This window comes from Pseudomonas sp. SED1 (assembly GCF_034044025.1).
GTDB lineage: Bacteria > Pseudomonadota > Gammaproteobacteria > Pseudomonadales > Pseudomonadaceae > Aquipseudomonas.
Window position 1 is genome coordinate 46,832 of the sequence record NZ_JAXCIS010000227.1, and the last position, 16,275, is coordinate 63,106.

Here is a 16,275-nt window from a genome sequence, read left to right on the forward strand (position 1 = left end):
CCTAAAGTTCGGCATCAGCCGCTGCGTGGATGTAATAGGACTGCGTGGCCAAACCGACATCCGAGTTATCCACCCAGACGGACCGGGTTGATGCGGTGTAGGTTCGCGCATTGCCGGATGAGACCAGGTCACTGCCAGATCGCCATTGGCCGGGAGCTCCAGTGCCAAGCGCGCGGTAGAGCGTTGTGCTGGGAATCGCACGTTTCTCAACCTTGAAAGACCACTGAGTTGCCGGTTGGCCCGAAGAAGCCACCTGCCCTTGCATAACAATTGAAATCAGCGAACCCGCCGTAGATGCGGCCGCGTCACCAGGTACAACATCTTGACTAAAGGTCTTCTCGTAGTAGCGCTGACAAAGGCTCAACTCTTCACCGTTGGTTCTTCGCTCAAAGAGAGTTGCTACAGGTCCTTCTTCCAACTGCACTTGAGCCAAGTCGATCGTTTGCAGTGAATTCAGCGCAAGATCCAACTCAATCCGCAGGCAGTCGCTCTCTCCAGCGCCCAACGCCTTGCCTGCAATGGACGGAACCTGAAACGTCGCCTGGCACCTCGTCCAACCATTCGTCACCTGAAACGAGTTAACCAGCATAGTGGCCGGGACAGATCCACCATTGCCAAAGTACTGCGTAATCGAAAAAGTCACACGACGCGGCGCATCACCACGGACCCAAAACGAAACCGTCGCCACTTTTCCAGCCAGCGTTCTTACCGACTCAATTTTTTGCGAAATCTTATGAGTGGTTGCGCCCGAACCGGCTACCACCTGCTGCCAGCGCAAGAAAAATCGCGGTTCGTTGGATACATCAGTCTGACCAGGTGCAAAGCTCTGCCGAGAGATGTTTACCCCGGCAGCACCGTCCCAATCACAGCGAAATCGATCGGCAAGAAACCCGCCTACACTGGGCCCAACATTGACCACACCTCTCTGCCAAATATCAAACCCGCCATTGATGACCAAATTCTTGCGATAAACCTGAATCGGAAAATTTTGCTGCGGATCCAGCTTTGCCAACTCTTTAATCGCCAACATTAGCTGATTATTTTGAGACTCGTTCGGCACTAAACCGGCCGCGGTAATTGCATTAACAATCTCCTGCGTAACCCCATTCCCCCAAGCCGCCGGAATCAAACTCCCTGGCGTCCCGGTCACCGGGTTTTCATCCACAAACTTGCCATTCACCAGCCCAACACTGGGCACACTCTTTGGATAATCCACGCTTCTACCCTCTAGTCATAATTGATGTGCACCTGCGTATGAGCAGGTGCGGTGCGATGAATCAGGCACTCCAGGGCATTGCCCGGATTGACGCCAAACCGCTCTCCCCAATAACTCGCCCCAAACCGCCGCCCCAGGTGCTGGCGGCCGCCGGTGTTAAGGGACCACATGAAGTGCGCCTGCCAGGTGCCAAAATGCGCAGCGCCAAACCGTGAGCGGCCCATGCGCGGGGCGCGATGTTCAGTGACACTGGCGTCGGGATAACCCTGGCTGCGGGCGATTTCGATGTAGTACGCGGCGCGCTGGCTGCCCACCGCCAACAGCCGTCGACGCACCGCCAGGCGGCGGTCGTCGTACAGCGGGCTTAAGCCCAGGCAGGGATCGGGCAGTTGCATCACCCTTTCCCACTCTGGCACCAGTTCGCTGACGGTCACCGGGTCCATTTCGTTTTGCAGGTCGCAGGCCCGGGCGTCGATGCGCGTGAGTTCTTCGGCGATGCCTTTGAGGACCGTCTCCAACTGCGGCACGGTTTCCAGATCCCAGGCCGGCCCGCTGGGCAACAAGGCGATCAGTTGTTCTTGATACTGGCCTGCGGTTCTCACTCCAGCCATGTGATACCTCCGAACACCAGCAACTGATTGGTCGCCGCTGCAACGTCCGCCAACGGGTTTGTGAGCGTGTGATCGGTCTCGCCGGTCGCGGTACTGATGGCTTCGGCGATATGGGTCAGCAACAAGGTGTCGCCCAGCCCCGCCTCGCGGTTGTGCAGGTCCCGCAGTTGGGCCTCGACAGCCGCGCGCACGGCGCTGGTGTCGGGTGTCAGGCGCAGTTGATAAGCCACCGGTTTCATCTCTGGCGCCAACACATACACATCAGCGGTGACTGGCCTCAGCGGCTCGATATGGGCTTGAACCTGCGCCAGTTGCGCGGCATTGGGGATCGGCTGCGGGTCGTCGTCACGCATCACGAACACCCCCACCGTCCCCGGCCCCAGGTAATTGCCGCGACACCATGCGCGGGTAATGCCGGGCACTTCGAGGGACCAGGTCTCGTAATCCTGTGCCGAACCGCCCTGGGGAATAACGCGGTAGGAACGAATCACCCGTGCCCGCAGCGACTCCTGGGTTTCTCGCGCCACGCCGCCGGTCAGCCCCGGCGCCAGCACGGTAAAGGTCGAACCAATACCTTGCAGCGGCTGGACCGCGATCAGGCTCAGCCCGGCATCAGCGTTGCCCAGCGTGCCGGCATCAATCGCCTGCACGGTGGCAGTGTTGAGGCCTGCATGGGTCGTGCCGGCAGCAGTGACTTTGAAGCTGCGCCCATCACTGCTTTGCAGCACCGTATCCACATCCAGTACCGCGCCCGCCGCCGCGGTGAAACTCACGCTGCCACTGGCGGCCACTGCGGCCTTGCGCGCCTGGTTCAACCGCAACGCGGCGATGCGCTCCAAGGTGGATTCATCCGCGGTATCCGGCAGGATCTGCTCAGCGATCCAATCGAGATAACCGTACAGGCCGAACGCCGCACCACTCAGTGTGCGCGCCAGGACCTGGGCATCGGACTGGCGCAGCGAATCGCTGGCCAGGTCGCTTTGGGTGCGTTTGATCAGCACCGGCAGCGAAGGGGTTTCAAACGGCATAGATCACCTGCCAACTGTTATCAGGGTTGATGTCCAGGCGCTCGCCATCGGCCAGGGTCAGCTGCGTGCGCAGGTTGAGCCGCTGGGCGTCGAGGCGTTCACTGAGGACTTCGATGGCGCTGCAATGCCCGTCGTCGATCAGCCATTGCAAGGCTTCGCGGGCATAGAATTCGGCGTCCAGTTGCGTCTGGCGGGTCAGCTTGACCCGGCGCAGCAGCCACAGCCTTGAGCCGATACGGTCGTCGGCCACGCTGGGGAAACTGTCGCCCCACCAGCCGAAGCGCTCGCCATCGTCCACGGCATCGTCGGGCGCGGCACGGCGCCAGGTGAACAGGCTGATCAGCACCGATCGGGTCAGGGCATTTTTCAGGTTGTCGGAGACAAACATCACTGGCCTCCCGCCGGCACACCGGACTGGCCGTTGCCGGGCTGTACGCCCACATGCACGTGCCGGATCTGGCTGATGCCACCGGCAATCTGATCGCCCTGGGAGATGATCTTGCCGCTCTGGGTAAGGGTCGGCGTATCGATGTTCACCGCCTGGCTGGCGCGGATATTCAGGGTGCCGGTTTCGATATCGATCACCCGCCCGCGCTTGAAGTGAACCTTGTCGCCTTCGTCGGTGTAGATCGCCACTTCGCCCGGTGCCAGAGACTGCAAGCGATAGCGACGGTCAGCCACCACCAGCACGATGGCGTGGGAGCGGTCGCCGCCCAGAAACGTGGCGATGCCTTCCGCACCGGCCAGCGGGTTGCTGGTGAAACCGTAGGGTTCGAAGTGCTCCATGTCGTCGTTCACTTCGCCTGCGGTCAGGCGCATTTGCAGCGATTGCAGCTTGGTGGCCGAGTTGGCGAGCACGACAGTGCCGCGCGCCAGCAGGCGAGTCAGTAGGCTCATGGAAATTCCTTGATGGTTAAGCGGATGGCAACGGATTGGCATCAAAGGTGGACGGCGGCGCCACCTGTAGCGTAGTGATCGAACCTTGGTCGGAGAGCGAATAAGTAATCTTGGAGATCAGCATGTCCTGGTCAAATTCCAGCACCGGATCGATCACCCGCACCAACAGGTTGTGGCGCCACAAATCGCCGTTGGACTGCCGCCAGCCTTGCACGGTGTAAGTGGTGGTCAGGGCTTTCCCAGTACGGGTAGCGCGTTCCCAGTCGGCACGTTGCTGGGCCAGTTCGGGCGTCAACTGGGTCGGCTCGCTGATCACCGTGACGCGTTTTCGCGCGGCTTTTTCATCCCGGGAATTCCCTGAAACCTCACTGACCGCCGCTGCGTTTTTTTGATCATCGCCCTTGTGCTGGCCGATGACGCGGTACTCGGAAAACACCGTGCCGAAGTCCATCGGTGCGTTAGCCGAAAGGATGTTCTTACCCAGTTCCAGGCGGTCATTCGCACGCCCTGCACTACCGGGCAATGCCAGCACCAGGCGTCCGTCCGCATCGTCGGTAGAGAACACCCGATACAGCGTCAGCAAGCGGTCGATGGATTGGAATACCGTCTCCCCGGGCACGATGCTGTGGGTCTGCAAACGTGTGGTCTCGGCAATCTCGCTGTGCACCTCGACGCCATAGGTGGCCGTCAGCGCACGGACGATGCTCAGCACACTTTGCCCGCGCCACTGGCCGGGCTGGTTTATCGCTGCGCAGTCCACCAGGTCCTGCGTCACTGAACCGCCTTGAATACTCAGGCTGATCTGCTGGCCGTCGTAACTGATGGGCGCCTTGAACACAAAGCCGGTGAGCACCAGATCGCAACCAATGCGCACCTGGCAACGGACTCCAGGCTTGATCGGCACTGCCAGGGTTTGCCCGGGCCATTGCCAGGTGATGTCAAGGGTGAAGGTGCGAAATTGACGCTCCAGGTCGGCGCTGATTTCCACGCTTTTCCAGCCGCCATAATCCAGGCCGTCCACGGTCAGAGTGACGGCATTGTCCAACTCGTTCATGGGTTACTCCCTGACCACTTGCAGATCCGCCGGTGGCAGGAAGCCCGGATGGGCCACCCGATTGCGCTGCACCACCTCGCCCACTCGCGTCGCGTCGCCGAAGCGCTGATACGCCAGCAGCAAGGCGGGCATGCTGCGCATTGGCGTCAGGTTGACCAGTCGCACACCGGACGAAGCCACCGCCGTCAGATGCGTGAACATCTGTTGGCGCAAGTCATTCAGCGCAACGTAGTGCCCGGCGTCGGCCTTCAATGCGGCTTGCCACATGGCTTCGTTCAGAAGGTCACGCAGCACCAGCACATCATCAGCCACCGGTACTTCACGGCGCTGCACCGGCTGTGCCGCCTGTTGCGCCAGGGACGGCGTGGTGCTTAGGGTCACCGCCTTGGTCGCCACCGGTACGTCCGCCAGCCAATGGGCGATCTTCACCCACAACGCGTCCTGTACCAGGTTGGCAGTGGCCTGCACGGCGGCCACGCTGTCCTTGCCGGTGGTCAGCTTTGGCACGTCGATAGTGCGAGCCGCTTCCACCTGCTGCGAGAGGTTGGCCAACATGCCACGATAGCCGCTGCGGGCGAACGCCTTGAGGTCCTTCACATCGCCGAGCAAGCCCTTGAATTCGGCGCTCAATTCCTTGGGAACTTCCTTGATGGCTTTGACCAAGGCGTTCAGGTCGCCATACAACTGAATCAGCGGGGCAAACTGCTGCTCAATCACCTGGTAAACCTCAGCCAGCCCATTGCGCAGCGCCTGGATACCCACCCGTGCCTGTTTCACCAGTGCGACGGCCTGCTCAAAACGCAGCACCGCCGACCCCAGCAAACTGTCGGCTGACACCAGCAACAGCTGGCGGGTATTGACCGCCGCAGTGGGAAACTTCAAGGGTTCGTCGGGATAGAACTTCAGGGCAAATGTCACCAGCCCGCCGTCCTGGCGAGTCTGGGTCATCTCACATTCGCCGACCTTGACCTGCAACCGTCCAAGCCAAGGGTGCACCAGCTCGCCAGCGCCCTCCTCCAGGGCCTTGAGCAACTTGTCGCGTTGCTCCAGGCAATCCTCGCCCACTACAAATGCCGTCAGCTCATGCACCCGGGACTGTTGGCCCAGCCCTTCAAAAAAAGGCAGGTCGCGCTGAGGGTATTCGTGCAACTGGCCCTTCTTGCCGACCGGGACTTTCGCCTGGTCAACCCAAAACCCGACGCCACGAAACGACGCCGGCAACAAACGATCACGCCAGCTCATTGGAGCCTCCAAGGGACAGGGAACGGTAGCCGACACGTGGGGTGACGCTCAGGCCGGGCTGGTTGGTTCTGGGCTGGTCGACCCGCAGGCCGGCTGGTGCATTGTCGAAGCTCACCCGCAAGTCGCCGTTGAGCTGCGTGCGGTTGTTGGCCGCGGTTTGTTGCAGCAGCGAACTGGAGCTGGACGCCAGCGGTGATACCAAGCCAGGCCCCTTGCGGAACCAGGATGGGTTACGCGCGCTTTCGGCATTGCGTTCCTGTTGCTCGGTGGTCAACTCCAGCACACTGCCGGTCGCCTGGTTGATCACTTCACCCAGCCCACCGTTGAACAGCTTGCGAATCGGCGCGGTGATCACCGCAAGCTTCTCCGACAGCGCTGTGAACCAACTCAGCACCGGTGCCCACATGGCTTCAAGTTGCTCCATCGGATGCCAGTCGTCGAACAGGCCACTCAACACCACAAAGGCGTCCTGGGCCTGCAACTTGATATCGCTCCAGATCGAGACGAACGCACCGGTGACGGAGCCCCAGACGGCAGAGATTTTGTCCAGGGGCGACCAATCGAAGTAACTGCTGACGATGGTAAAAGCCGCCAGCGCGGTGAGTTTGAAGTCACTCCAGATCGCCGCAAACATCTCACTGATCACGCCCCAGTTGGCAATGATTTGCCCTTGGGGTGACCAACTGAACAGGCTTTTCATGAACTCGACCACCGGCACACTCAGTGCCTTGAGCAAGTCCCAGAAGGCCGCAAAAAAACTGCTCAAAGGCGCCCAGTTGTTGACGATCAAACCGATTGGCGACCAGGAAAACAGTGTGGTGAAAAAGCCGATCAGCGGCTGCGCCATCACCTTAAGCGACGTCCACAGCCCCGCAAAAAAACCTGTGATCGGCCCCCACAGGCGCATCACTTGTTCCAGAGGACGAAACGCAAAGACCGTCTGAAAAAAAGCGCCCAGGGTTCCAATCGCCGCCATCACCCGCTCGCCCAGCCCGACAAAAAACGCCGAAATCGGCTTCCAGTTGGCGACGATCAATCCCGCCGCCACGGCAATGCCCACGGCCACCAACACTATCGGGTTGGCGCTGAGCACCAGTTGCATCAGCCCCAGCGCTTGGGACACGCCGGTGACAGCCGCTTGAATAGCGGTAAACGCCACCGCACCCGCTGCGAGGCCCTGCACCAGTTGCGGATTCTCGGTAAGCACTTGGGCCACCGAGGTCAGCAACGGCTCCAGCCCGACCACCACTGCCGTGACGGCTGGCAACAGCGCCGTACCGAAAGCCACTGATACCTTGTCCAACGAGGCGTTGAAATTCTCCAGCCCTTGCGCTGCCGATTCAGCAACCCCTTGACCCACAGCAGCATTGACCTCGCCAACCTGCCCCTTGAATGCCAACGCCGATTTGACACCGCTGACAAACGGTGCTGCCAGCCCACCACCCTTCACCAAACCGGAAATATCCAACTTGCCGAGGCCGGTGTGTTCCAGGTTCTGCCTGAAGCGTCCGACCGTGGCCTGCAGCGCGGCGAGCTTGGGCGACAGCTGGTCGATCCCGGTCAGGCGCACGGCGGTACTTTCTACTTTCTGAGCTTCTGCCATCACTGCACCTGCTGCATCGCATTGATCCGTTGCGCATGCTCCAGGGATTCCCGGAGCGTATCCAAAGGCCTGGCCAGCATCTGTTCGGGGTCAACCTTCCAGAACCAGGCCAGGTCGTAGGCCACCGCAATCAGCTCGGCGACGGAGCCTGCGCCGCACTCATGAAAAAACCGGCGACGGCCCAGCTCAGCGCGTTGAAGTCCACCAGGTCGAGCTGGTTGACCGACGACGGCGGAATGCCCGCGCACACCGCGATGTACTTGGCGGCAACGTCGAGGTCGAGACTCACGTCTTCGCCCTTGTCGATCTTGTACGGCAGTGCCTTGATCGCCCGCACCTCCTGCACCGTCGGGCGGCGCAGGGTGAGTTCGGTCAGTGGCTCGCCGTGGGCCTCGATGGCCACTTGCAGCTTCACCGTATCGGTCATTGCCAGGTCCCCTTGATGCCTTCGAATTTCAGCTCGATCACGGCGTCGTCGCCCTTGGCCACTGGCTCTTCCACCAGGTAGGCACCGGCCAGCACGTAGACCTTGCCGTTGTTGAATTCGCAGGTGACGGTCATGTCGGTGCCGGCGATCAGCTGCTTCAATGGAAAGTCCGGCGTGTGCAGTGCGGTAACTTTGAACGATGGAGTGATGTCGGTTTCCTTGTAGAAACCCGGCACCACGGTTTCCCGCTTGACGGCCATCAACGGTGCTTCGCAGCCGCCGTTGATGGTCAGTTGAGCGCCGTCCACTTTGACGTAGCAGGTGCCCGCAATCAGTTGACCCATGATGTTTCTCCCAAAAATAAGCCCGCACTCGGCGGGCTGGAATCAGTTGCGAAAAGCGCGGGGTTACACCGCCGCGTCGTACTGCAAACGGAACTGGTTGAGCAGCGCAAACACCCGCAGCCCGTTGACGTAATCCGGCGGGAATAGCACGTTGACCCGGCTCGGGTCCTGGCTATCGCGCTCGACGATCAGGTGCTCGGCGAACAGCTCGGCGTTCTCCACATGGCCTTCCAGTTCCAGCTTGGCGTACTGGGCGATCAGCTCACCGCGAATAGTGCTCGGGGTGACGATCGGCTGGCCGGCGCCAAAACGCGTACCGTCAGCAGCGAGCTTGTGGCGCCCGTACTTGCTGGTGATCACGCTTTGCAGACGGCGCACGATAAAGGCCGACTGGTGCAGGGTTTCGCTGTCCAGGTAGGAGTTATCCGCCTGGCCGAAAGCGTTCTTCTGGTAGGTGGTGATCGCCCGCTGAATGCGCACGTAACCGCCTTCGTAGTAAGCGGTGGCGATGCCGTAGTTGAGCAGCGATTGGCGCTCGGTCAGGGTGAAGCGCTCGCTGGCGTCGGCCGGGTCGAGGCCTGGCAGGCTGCCGCTTTGGGTCGGACGGCTGGCATCGGCGGAGATAAATACTGCCGTGCGTGCAGCCAAGGCTGCTGCCTGGACCCAGAACGGTTGCGGTACGCCCGGCTCCATGGCCTGGATGGTCACGTGCTGGTCGTTACGCCCTTGCCCGGCAGCCACCAGGGTGCCGATGGTGCCGCGCTTGGCGGTGTAGACGTGACCGAACAGTTGCTTGGCCCAGGACCAGCGTCCGCTGTTGTCATCCATCACCGCTTGCCAGGCGTTGAGGCTGGTAGTGTCGGCCCAGGGCATGCAGATGAACTCGAACGGCTCATCGCCCAGCGCAGCCAGCGCCGCGAGTTGGTCCGGTACACCGGCACCCGCCGCCATTTTGCCGAGCACAGCGGTCAGGCCGTCGGGGATTTGTTCACCGTTGCTCTGGCCCAGGCGGTTGAGTTGCAGGCTGATGTCGTTGCCACTGTCACCGGTCCATTTGGCGGTCAGGGTGACAGTGCCATCGGCGGCTACCGCACTGACCGGCAGGTCGACACTGGCGTTGATTTTCAGCGCCAGGGCGGTGGCGGCAACGGCAGCGGTCGCGCCATTGATCACGGTCGCTTGAACGCGGGTGCCGCCGACGTACAGGTTGAGAATGCCACCTTGGGTCGCGGCGCCGGTCAGCTTGAGATCGGCCTTGGCCGCGCTGCCTTCGGTACTGTGCAGCGGCAGGCACCAGATCTCGCCCACCGGGTCACTCTTGCGGAACGTCTCGTACATCGATGCCAGCATCGAACCCTGGCCACCGATACGCTTGGCCATGGCCGCGCTCGATACCAGCACCAGGCTGCCGACTTCCGGGCTGGTGACGTTGTCGTTGACCTGGGCCACGATCAGCCGACGCAGGGCCGACGACGCACTATTGGCTGCCGAATTGTCCATCTCGGCGTAGAACAGCGGCACACGAATGTCCGCCGGAATATGACTGAATCCAATCGCCATTATTTGGCTCCCTGTGGTTTTGCCGCCTTGACGGCTTTGGTTGTGATGTCGCCATCGGCCAGACGTCGACGCCACCAGGCGTTGTCCGGGACTTCGCGGCCTTCGGCCGGCAACAGATCGCCCGCCTCCGGGTCAGGTACGGCACGGCCGGAAACCGGCAGTACGGTGATGCGTTTGCTCATGGTTTTACCTCGGCAGAAAACGTCATTTCCAGGCGCCCGTCGGGGCCTGGGCGTTGCAGATTGGGGTCGGCCGGGTCGATGGCATCGACCCGCACCGTCACCCCGTTGAAGGACGGCACAGCGTCCAGCTCAAGCTCGAGCCAGGTTTCCGCTGGCTGTGTGCTGAGGTTGCGTCCCAGTTGGAACTCGGCGAAAAATCGCAGCCGGTAGAGCCCGCGGTTCTTCGTCAGCAGCAGCCAGTCGCCGCCTTCGTACTGAATGGGCTCGTAGAAGCGCTCGGGCTTGAATCCCACCAGGGCGCGCCAGATTTCGGCGCGCAGGGCGTGGAGTTGGTCCATGGCTAGCGCTTGTTGGCCGTCCACCAGGTCGAGTACCAGCACCACGCCAAAATGCTCGCGGATAGTTTGCCGGGTGGTGTTTTGCGAACTGTTCGCGGTGGCTGCGTCAGTGATCGGCGTAACGACCGCAGCGGGTGCACCGGGCAGGGTTTGCAGGGCATCGAGATCGAGGCCAGCGTGCACCTGTTGGTTGAAACCGGGGCAGTGATCACGCAGGTGAGTCAGTAACGGGGTGATCTTCATGGGGGTCACCGGGCAATAAAAAACCCGCTCGGGAGCGGGCTTGGTTAAAGGGGGCGCGGCTAGACCGTCAAGCCACTAGCGACAATCGAACTGCGATAGCCCGCCTTCGGCACCCCGGTATGCGTCACCGTTTTGATCGACCATCGCCCTTGCATGTACGCCGGCCAGGTTTCGTCTAGCAGCAAAAGACCTTCGGCCGCCAGCAACGGGTTACCTGGGCAATCAATGGTTAGCGTTCGTCCTTTAAGGCTGGCCCGGCCCAACTCGCGCTGCGCCACCACCCGGGCTTCATTTTCGCTCTGATAGCGCTGGCGCAGGACGGTAAACGGGGCAATCCCAACCTGAACCACCCGCAGCTTGCCTGCCGCGGCATCCCACCAACTGGTTTGGCAACCTGCGTATTTAGCGCGGGCTTTTTCCTCAAACTTGGCGCTGATAAATGCCTGCTCCCCGGGGCGGTTGTTCTGGGTCACGGAGAGTTTTACCTCTGGCAGCATCTGGCCAGAAAGCGTTTTGACCTGCCCGCTGTCAGCCAGTACATACAGCTCGTTGAAGGGCTTGCTGACCCCACCGTACTTCCCGGCAAGCCGGGTGATAAAGGCCATGTCGCTTTCATTGGACTGATCGATATGGGGAATGAAAATACCCTCCAGGCTCGGCGCAACACGGGGTGAAAAGCCGTGGCGGGTCACCAGTTGGCGGAACAGCGTCCCCAGGGTAGTCGGCCCGTAACTGGCGGAACGACGCTGCCGATAGCCGGTTTGATCCTGCACACTGAACGGAGCTGCGGTGGCTCCCACCACCAGACGCATGGGAAACAGGAACGGCGTTAGATGGGTAACCACAAACTCGCCCTTTTCCACCAGCCCCGTCTCCAGGTAGCCCGCCCGAAAACCGATCTTCCCGCTCAGGCTCGGCAAGCCTTCCAGGCCTTCGATGTTGAGGGTGAGTTCCAATTGGTCAGATTCAATACCTGTGGTATCCGTATGGCTCCACTGCATGATTCGCTCGTTGAGCAGGGCCGCGTTGGCGCCGTAGAACTCGACGATCGGGGTAAATCCCATTGCCATGAAACCTCCTTAATCCCAGGCCGACACCGGACGCACCGCTGCCGGTCGCGACTCCACTTCGGGCACGATTACCCAAACACCCGCCGGCAAGACCGGACCTTGCTCGGCAAGATCGGGGTTCAAGCGCCAGAGGTTTTCTTCAGCCTTGTCATCGCAGCGGCCAAGCTCGCGGTAGAGCAGCAGGTTGACCGAGTCACCGGCAATACTTCGCACTCTACGCATTGACGAACTCCTCCAGCACCAGTGTCCAGCCGATCACCAGAGCGGTGCCGTCATCGATCACACAGGACTGATCTTCCGTGACCGAAGTGATGCGCCACAGTCCCCAGTTACGACCGATACCGTCCACCAATGGCAGCGGCGCCCGACCGTTCTGCAGGGCACGCAGTTCGTCCAGTCGTTGCATGCCCACGGCGTACGCGGCTTTACCTGTGAACGTAAGCTTTTCCAGGTTTTGCCCCTTCTGCCGCGACTGCGGCTTGCTGGCAATAATCTCCAGATTTGCCCAGCCACCGTCCGTGAGGCGGTTGAGACCGGAATAGGCAAACCCGCGCGACAACCCGAAAATAAAATCCCCCAGTACCATTTGCTGTCGCATCAGGCATATCCCCTTAAATCAGTCAGCGATGCGTTACGCCGCACGCTCAAGGCGTCGGTCAGTATCGGTAAGGTTTGGTATTGCAGCGCCTGAATCACGCCATCGATGATGGGTTGGGCATCGGCAAGACTTACACCGCTGATCTGAATGCTTGGCGCGATGGTGATCTGCAGGTTGTCGGTGCTGGCGCTACTGAGTTCCTTGCTTACCGTGTTGGGTGATGGCAGACGGTCACTTGGGCCGAACAACTTGTCACCGAGCCAGGTTCCCGCCTCGCTGCCCAACAAACCACCGATGGCGCCGCCGACAGCAGTGCCGACACCGGGAAAAATCAGGGTGCCGATAGCGGCGCCGGCGGAGGCTCCCGCCCAGGCGCCGCCCGCGGTGCTGAGGCCGGAGGCGACCGCTTTTGCGTCGCCATTGCGCACGCCCTGCACCACATCCATGGCGGTGTCGACGTACTTCAACGGGCCGAGGCGGCGGGTGCCTACCGATTCCAGTCTGGCAAACGCTCCCGATAAACTCGCGGCCAGGCCTTTGCCTGCACCGCGCGCCACACGGCGGTTTGCCGACGGCGCCGCGTAGGAGGCAAACGAATTACCAGGTAGGTTGGTCGACGCCTGGGCGGCCTGTTTGGCAGAGAACGGAACAAGCGGCTGGCCCATCGCATTGAGCTGGGGCGCGGCATTTGCCGAGGCGGGAAGATGAAGAGGTTTGAGATCCGCGGCTTTGCCATCGACGGTTGCCTTCGATTCACGCGGAATCGTTTGGCCAGGCTTGGGAAGCTTGACGCGCCGCTTCTTCAAATTCCCGGGGGTGTGAGCTTTGTCTTTCTTGCGGACCGTCTCTCCAACGCTTTCGGGTAACTGTGCGGCCGCCGTTTCAAGTGGGCCGGTGGTGCCAAGGCAACATTGCTTGTCGCCACCCTTGTCCTTGTCTTTATCAAGCCCCCCGTCCTTGAACAGTTTCCCTACTCCGGGAATCTTGCCGAACGTCACATCGACCAGATTGCCGATCACTCGGGTCTTGACCGTATCCAACAGGCTCGAACCCAAATCCTTCCCGATATCGGCCCCGGCCTTGAGGCCCTTGTCCACCCAGGAATCGGAGGCTGTTGCTGGGTCCTTTTGCTCGTTCTTCGGCGCACCAGCGGCGACATCGACCGTCTTGGTCTCCAGCGAGTTGCCGTTAATGAACAACGTGCTGTTGAGCGATTCAAGGGCCTCGCGCAGCCGCACCTGCTCCAGGGTCAGGCCGTTGATTTCGAGGCTGGCACTGGCCAGCGCCAGGCTAAGATCCGTCAGTGCGGCAGGCACCGCATCCAGGGAGGCAGGCCCGGTCAAATCCTCGGCCGCCGGTGACAAGTCCCCCGAAAGCCCTCGGTCATACGTTTGCCCGGCAAATGCCAGCGCATAGTTAATCTGCATCCCGCTCTACTCCTGTTTGACGCCAAGGCGAGTGATCGCGATGTCGTAGCGGCGCAATGCTTTTCCGGCGTCCCAGTCCAGGATTTCCGCTTCGTTTACCGAGTAAACCAGCGGCACAACATCGAGGATTACTTCGATGTCGCGCTCTGAAAGAAGGCCGCCGGTTGATTTAAAAAATCGTCGATTCGCCCCTGCAGTTCGGTCCAGTCGGGCACGGTCAGGCCCGCCAAGTCGGGGATCATCAGCCCCGAACAATGGGCAGTGATGAACTCAGCGCGCTCCTTGGCCGTGGTGAGTTTTTTCATCACTTTGGTGGCACGCAGCGCGGGCATTTCCAGGGTCACATCGGTCAGGGTTCGGCCCGCTGCGTTCAGCGGCAGCAGCAGCTTCACCTGTTCGGTGATGGTTGAGTGACCAGGCGTGCGGGACTCGTCCAGGAAGAACGAAGCCGGGCGGGTCGACATGTCATGCACGTATTGCGCGATGCTCACGTAGTCCGGCCGCTTGAGCTGGTCGAGCTCTTTTTCCGACAGGCCGGTGGCGAGTTTCGCCAGTTCGAAAAACTGGTCGTCCTCATCGTCACCGGCCCGGGCCAGCGCGTCTTTTTGCGCGGCATAGAACAGCGGCTTGAGTTGAACCTGCTCGATCGTCGCGCCGGTATCGGCGGTGATCGGCGACAGCAGGACGTGCAGCGGAGGCATCCAGGCCATGAATCAATTCCTTGATGAAGTATGGGAGCGGGAAAACCCGCTCCCGGGGGCTTACGGCATCAGCACCGCGCGGCGGGCATCACCGAGAATGTCGACACCGTTGAGCACGAACTTCTGGGTGCGTACGTCGATGTCGATTACCGGAATGCCGTTTTCCAGGCGGTTGTAGGTGCGGCAGGAGAACTCCAGGGTGATGGCGGGTTTTTCGCCCATCTTCAGCGTTGTCTCGGTCAGCGTTTTCAGCTTGCCGCCGATGGTGTGGTAGGTGAAGTAAGTCTTGCCATCCTGGTCCTGGCCGGCTTCACGCACGTTCAGCAAAATGTCGTCGCCCAGACGCACGCCCAGGGCAAGCATGATTTCCGGACCTGCGCCTTGCAGCTCCAATGTGGCGTTGAGCGCTTTGGCGCCCTTGGCCATTTCTTCGGCGATGAAGCGCCCGCCGGTCATGAGCTCCATATCGAACTCAATCTTCGGCGGTGCGAACGAGGTGACCGTCGCCGACAACGGCAGGCCTTGGAGGGTGGCCGCCATGGCCTGTCTGATTCGGTTGGTAAACATTAGAGAACGTCCTCCAGGAACTGCTCGATGATTTCATCGCGGGCGTTGAGTTGATAAATCATGTGTTCGTTCGGCGCGTAGCGGCCGTAGTCGATGACGATGAACCAGGTGCCGTTCTTGTACTTCTCGACACTGTTCAATTCCGGGTGCAGGTACACGCTGCCGCCGGGGATGGTTTCGTCGGCTACCAGGGTTTGCAGCCAGTCGTTGATGCGCTTGACCTCCTGATCCATGAACGACTTGGTGAGGTTCTTGGCCATGGCTTTCTGGCCGGCCTTGACCAGCTTGCGGCTGATCGCATCTTCCAGGCCCACGTAGCTGATGAACTTGCCGGTAATGGAGCGGTTACCCAGCAGCGAGAAACCGCCGAGGATGGTGCGGGCGTAGTAGCTCACGCCGTAGCGGTTGAGCAGGTCGCCTTCGGTGGAGGTGTCGAGGATGTTGTACTCAACCACGCGGGAAACGTCTTCGGCGAAGGTCACCTGATTGCCCGGGCTTTCCCACTGCTTGACCTTGGCCAGTGCAGCGATGGCCAGGGACGACGGTGCCAGGAACACGTTTTTCTTCGCAGCCTTGGAGTACACCGACGGCATGTTGTGCACCAGCAGGCAACGGTCGAAACCGAGGTCGGCACCGCCCAGCTCGCCGCTGTAGGCCACCTGGTCGGCGACGGTTGCGTCCTTGCCATCCAGCACCACACGGGCCTTGATGCGTTTGCCGAAGGAGGCGAATTCGCCGGCCACGGCCTTGGTGCCGGTGAAGCCTGGAGCACCGATGATGGTCAGGTCTTCAGGGACGCTGGCCAGGGCGGCGAGGCCCAGTTTGCGGCCGGTGACCGGCTCTTCACCGCCGATCACGTTGTTGAGGGTGTCGGCCGGGGTGGTGCCCTCGTCGACGATCACTACGTAGACCGGCACCTTGACCACTTTGAGGATCTGGTACACGGCGTGGAACAGCGTGCCGGTTTCAGCGCCGGTAGGGTCCAGCAGCGCCTGGGTGGTGAAGCTGTTGATGCGGAACGGGGCGTTTTTCGGGATCGACGCATGGGCATTGGGGGCGGTGCCGACCAGGCCGATGACGTTGTCGCCAAGGCCACCCATGGCCTCGGGGGATTCAGTGGCATTCACGGTGATGCCGTTGTGCTCGAAGTTCAAAACCTCAGCCATG

The 16,275-nt window shown here is 61.1% G+C and carries 21 protein-coding genes; all 21 read right to left on the reverse strand.

Annotation, left to right across the window (positions count from 1 at the left end; all coding sequences use genetic code 11):
* Window position 1 precedes the first annotated feature (1 nt).
* Window positions 2–1,216, reverse strand: coding sequence for a carbohydrate-binding protein CenC (locus SNL23_RS28465; RefSeq protein WP_318304381.1), 1,215 nt, complete (start codon window positions 1,214–1,216; stop codon window positions 2–4).
* Between the two features lie 11 nt (window positions 1,217–1,227).
* Window positions 1,228–1,827, reverse strand: a complete 600-nt coding sequence (locus tag SNL23_RS28470) for a YmfQ family protein (RefSeq protein WP_318304382.1) — start codon at window positions 1,825–1,827, stop codon at window positions 1,228–1,230.
* Complete coding sequence (locus SNL23_RS28475) at window positions 1,815–2,855, reverse strand: baseplate J/gp47 family protein (RefSeq protein WP_318304384.1); 1,041 nt, start codon at window positions 2,853–2,855, stop codon at window positions 1,815–1,817. The genes SNL23_RS28470 and SNL23_RS28475 overlap by 13 nt, the downstream gene beginning before the upstream one ends.
* A complete protein-coding gene (locus SNL23_RS28480) occupies window positions 2,845–3,243 on the reverse strand; it encodes a phage GP46 family protein (protein WP_093205561.1) in 399 nt (132 codons plus the stop codon). Before SNL23_RS28480 ends, SNL23_RS28475 begins: the two co-directional genes overlap by 11 nt.
* Window positions 3,243–3,752, reverse strand: a complete 510-nt coding sequence (locus tag SNL23_RS28485) for a phage baseplate assembly protein V (protein ID WP_318304385.1) — start codon at window positions 3,750–3,752, stop codon at window positions 3,243–3,245. The genes SNL23_RS28480 and SNL23_RS28485 overlap by 1 nt, the downstream gene beginning before the upstream one ends.
* A gap of 16 nt (window positions 3,753–3,768) precedes the next feature.
* On the reverse strand, window positions 3,769–4,806 hold the full coding sequence (locus SNL23_RS28490) for a phage baseplate assembly protein (protein WP_076015394.1): 1,038 nt from the start codon (window positions 4,804–4,806) through the stop codon (window positions 3,769–3,771).
* Between the two features lie 3 nt (window positions 4,807–4,809).
* The gene (locus SNL23_RS28495; RefSeq protein WP_076015395.1) at window positions 4,810–6,048 is read right to left on the reverse strand and encodes a DNA circularization protein; all 1,239 of its coding nucleotides are present in this window, start codon (window positions 6,046–6,048) and stop codon (window positions 4,810–4,812) included.
* Window positions 6,035–7,651: a hypothetical protein gene (locus tag SNL23_RS28500; protein ID WP_318304386.1), complete on the reverse strand. Its 1,617-nt coding sequence runs from the start codon at window positions 7,649–7,651 to the stop codon at window positions 6,035–6,037. The genes SNL23_RS28495 and SNL23_RS28500 overlap by 14 nt, the downstream gene beginning before the upstream one ends.
* Window positions 7,651–7,776 carry a hypothetical protein gene (locus tag SNL23_RS28505; RefSeq protein ID WP_010170085.1) on the reverse strand — a complete coding sequence of 42 codons (126 nt, stop codon included), beginning with the start codon at window positions 7,774–7,776 and terminating at the stop codon, window positions 7,651–7,653. Before SNL23_RS28505 ends, SNL23_RS28500 begins: the two co-directional genes overlap by 1 nt.
* A gap of 5 nt (window positions 7,777–7,781) precedes the next feature.
* Window positions 7,782–8,078, reverse strand: coding sequence for a phage tail assembly protein (locus SNL23_RS28510; protein WP_017480155.1), 297 nt, complete (start codon window positions 8,076–8,078; stop codon window positions 7,782–7,784).
* Complete coding sequence (locus tag SNL23_RS28515; RefSeq protein ID WP_010170089.1) at window positions 8,075–8,422, reverse strand: phage tail tube protein; 348 nt, start codon at window positions 8,420–8,422, stop codon at window positions 8,075–8,077. Before SNL23_RS28515 ends, SNL23_RS28510 begins: the two co-directional genes overlap by 4 nt.
* A 63-nt stretch (window positions 8,423–8,485) precedes the next feature.
* Window positions 8,486–9,982: a phage tail sheath subtilisin-like domain-containing protein gene (locus SNL23_RS28520; RefSeq protein ID WP_318304388.1), complete on the reverse strand. Its 1,497-nt coding sequence runs from the start codon at window positions 9,980–9,982 to the stop codon at window positions 8,486–8,488.
* Complete coding sequence (locus tag SNL23_RS28525) at window positions 9,982–10,164, reverse strand: DUF2635 domain-containing protein (protein WP_010170093.1); 183 nt, start codon at window positions 10,162–10,164, stop codon at window positions 9,982–9,984. The genes SNL23_RS28520 and SNL23_RS28525 overlap by 1 nt, the downstream gene beginning before the upstream one ends.
* A complete protein-coding gene (locus SNL23_RS28530) occupies window positions 10,161–10,745 on the reverse strand; it encodes a phage tail terminator protein (protein WP_318304389.1) in 585 nt (194 codons plus the stop codon). The genes SNL23_RS28525 and SNL23_RS28530 overlap by 4 nt, the downstream gene beginning before the upstream one ends.
* A gap of 59 nt (window positions 10,746–10,804) precedes the next feature.
* Complete coding sequence (locus tag SNL23_RS28535; RefSeq protein WP_076015399.1) at window positions 10,805–11,815, reverse strand: contractile injection system protein, VgrG/Pvc8 family; 1,011 nt, start codon at window positions 11,813–11,815, stop codon at window positions 10,805–10,807.
* Window positions 11,816–11,824: 9 nt separating this feature from the next.
* A complete protein-coding gene (locus tag SNL23_RS28540; RefSeq protein WP_017480150.1) occupies window positions 11,825–12,037 on the reverse strand; it encodes a tail protein X in 213 nt (70 codons plus the stop codon).
* Complete coding sequence (locus SNL23_RS28545) at window positions 12,030–12,413, reverse strand: phage tail protein (RefSeq protein ID WP_017480149.1); 384 nt, start codon at window positions 12,411–12,413, stop codon at window positions 12,030–12,032. The genes SNL23_RS28540 and SNL23_RS28545 overlap by 8 nt, the downstream gene beginning before the upstream one ends.
* Complete coding sequence (locus tag SNL23_RS28550) at window positions 12,413–13,840, reverse strand: tail tape measure protein (protein WP_076015401.1); 1,428 nt, start codon at window positions 13,838–13,840, stop codon at window positions 12,413–12,415. Before SNL23_RS28550 ends, SNL23_RS28545 begins: the two co-directional genes overlap by 1 nt.
* 128 nt (window positions 13,841–13,968) lie before the next feature.
* Window positions 13,969–14,550, reverse strand: a complete 582-nt coding sequence (locus SNL23_RS28555; protein ID WP_076015402.1) for a phage tail assembly protein — start codon at window positions 14,548–14,550, stop codon at window positions 13,969–13,971.
* A 51-nt stretch (window positions 14,551–14,601) separates the two neighbouring features.
* On the reverse strand, window positions 14,602–15,108 hold the full coding sequence (locus SNL23_RS28560; RefSeq protein ID WP_017480145.1) for a phage major tail tube protein: 507 nt from the start codon (window positions 15,106–15,108) through the stop codon (window positions 14,602–14,604).
* The gene (locus SNL23_RS28565; RefSeq protein WP_318304392.1) at window positions 15,108–16,274 is read right to left on the reverse strand and encodes a phage tail protein; all 1,167 of its coding nucleotides are present in this window, start codon (window positions 16,272–16,274) and stop codon (window positions 15,108–15,110) included. The genes SNL23_RS28560 and SNL23_RS28565 overlap by 1 nt, the downstream gene beginning before the upstream one ends.
* Window position 16,275: the final 1 nt, after the last annotated feature.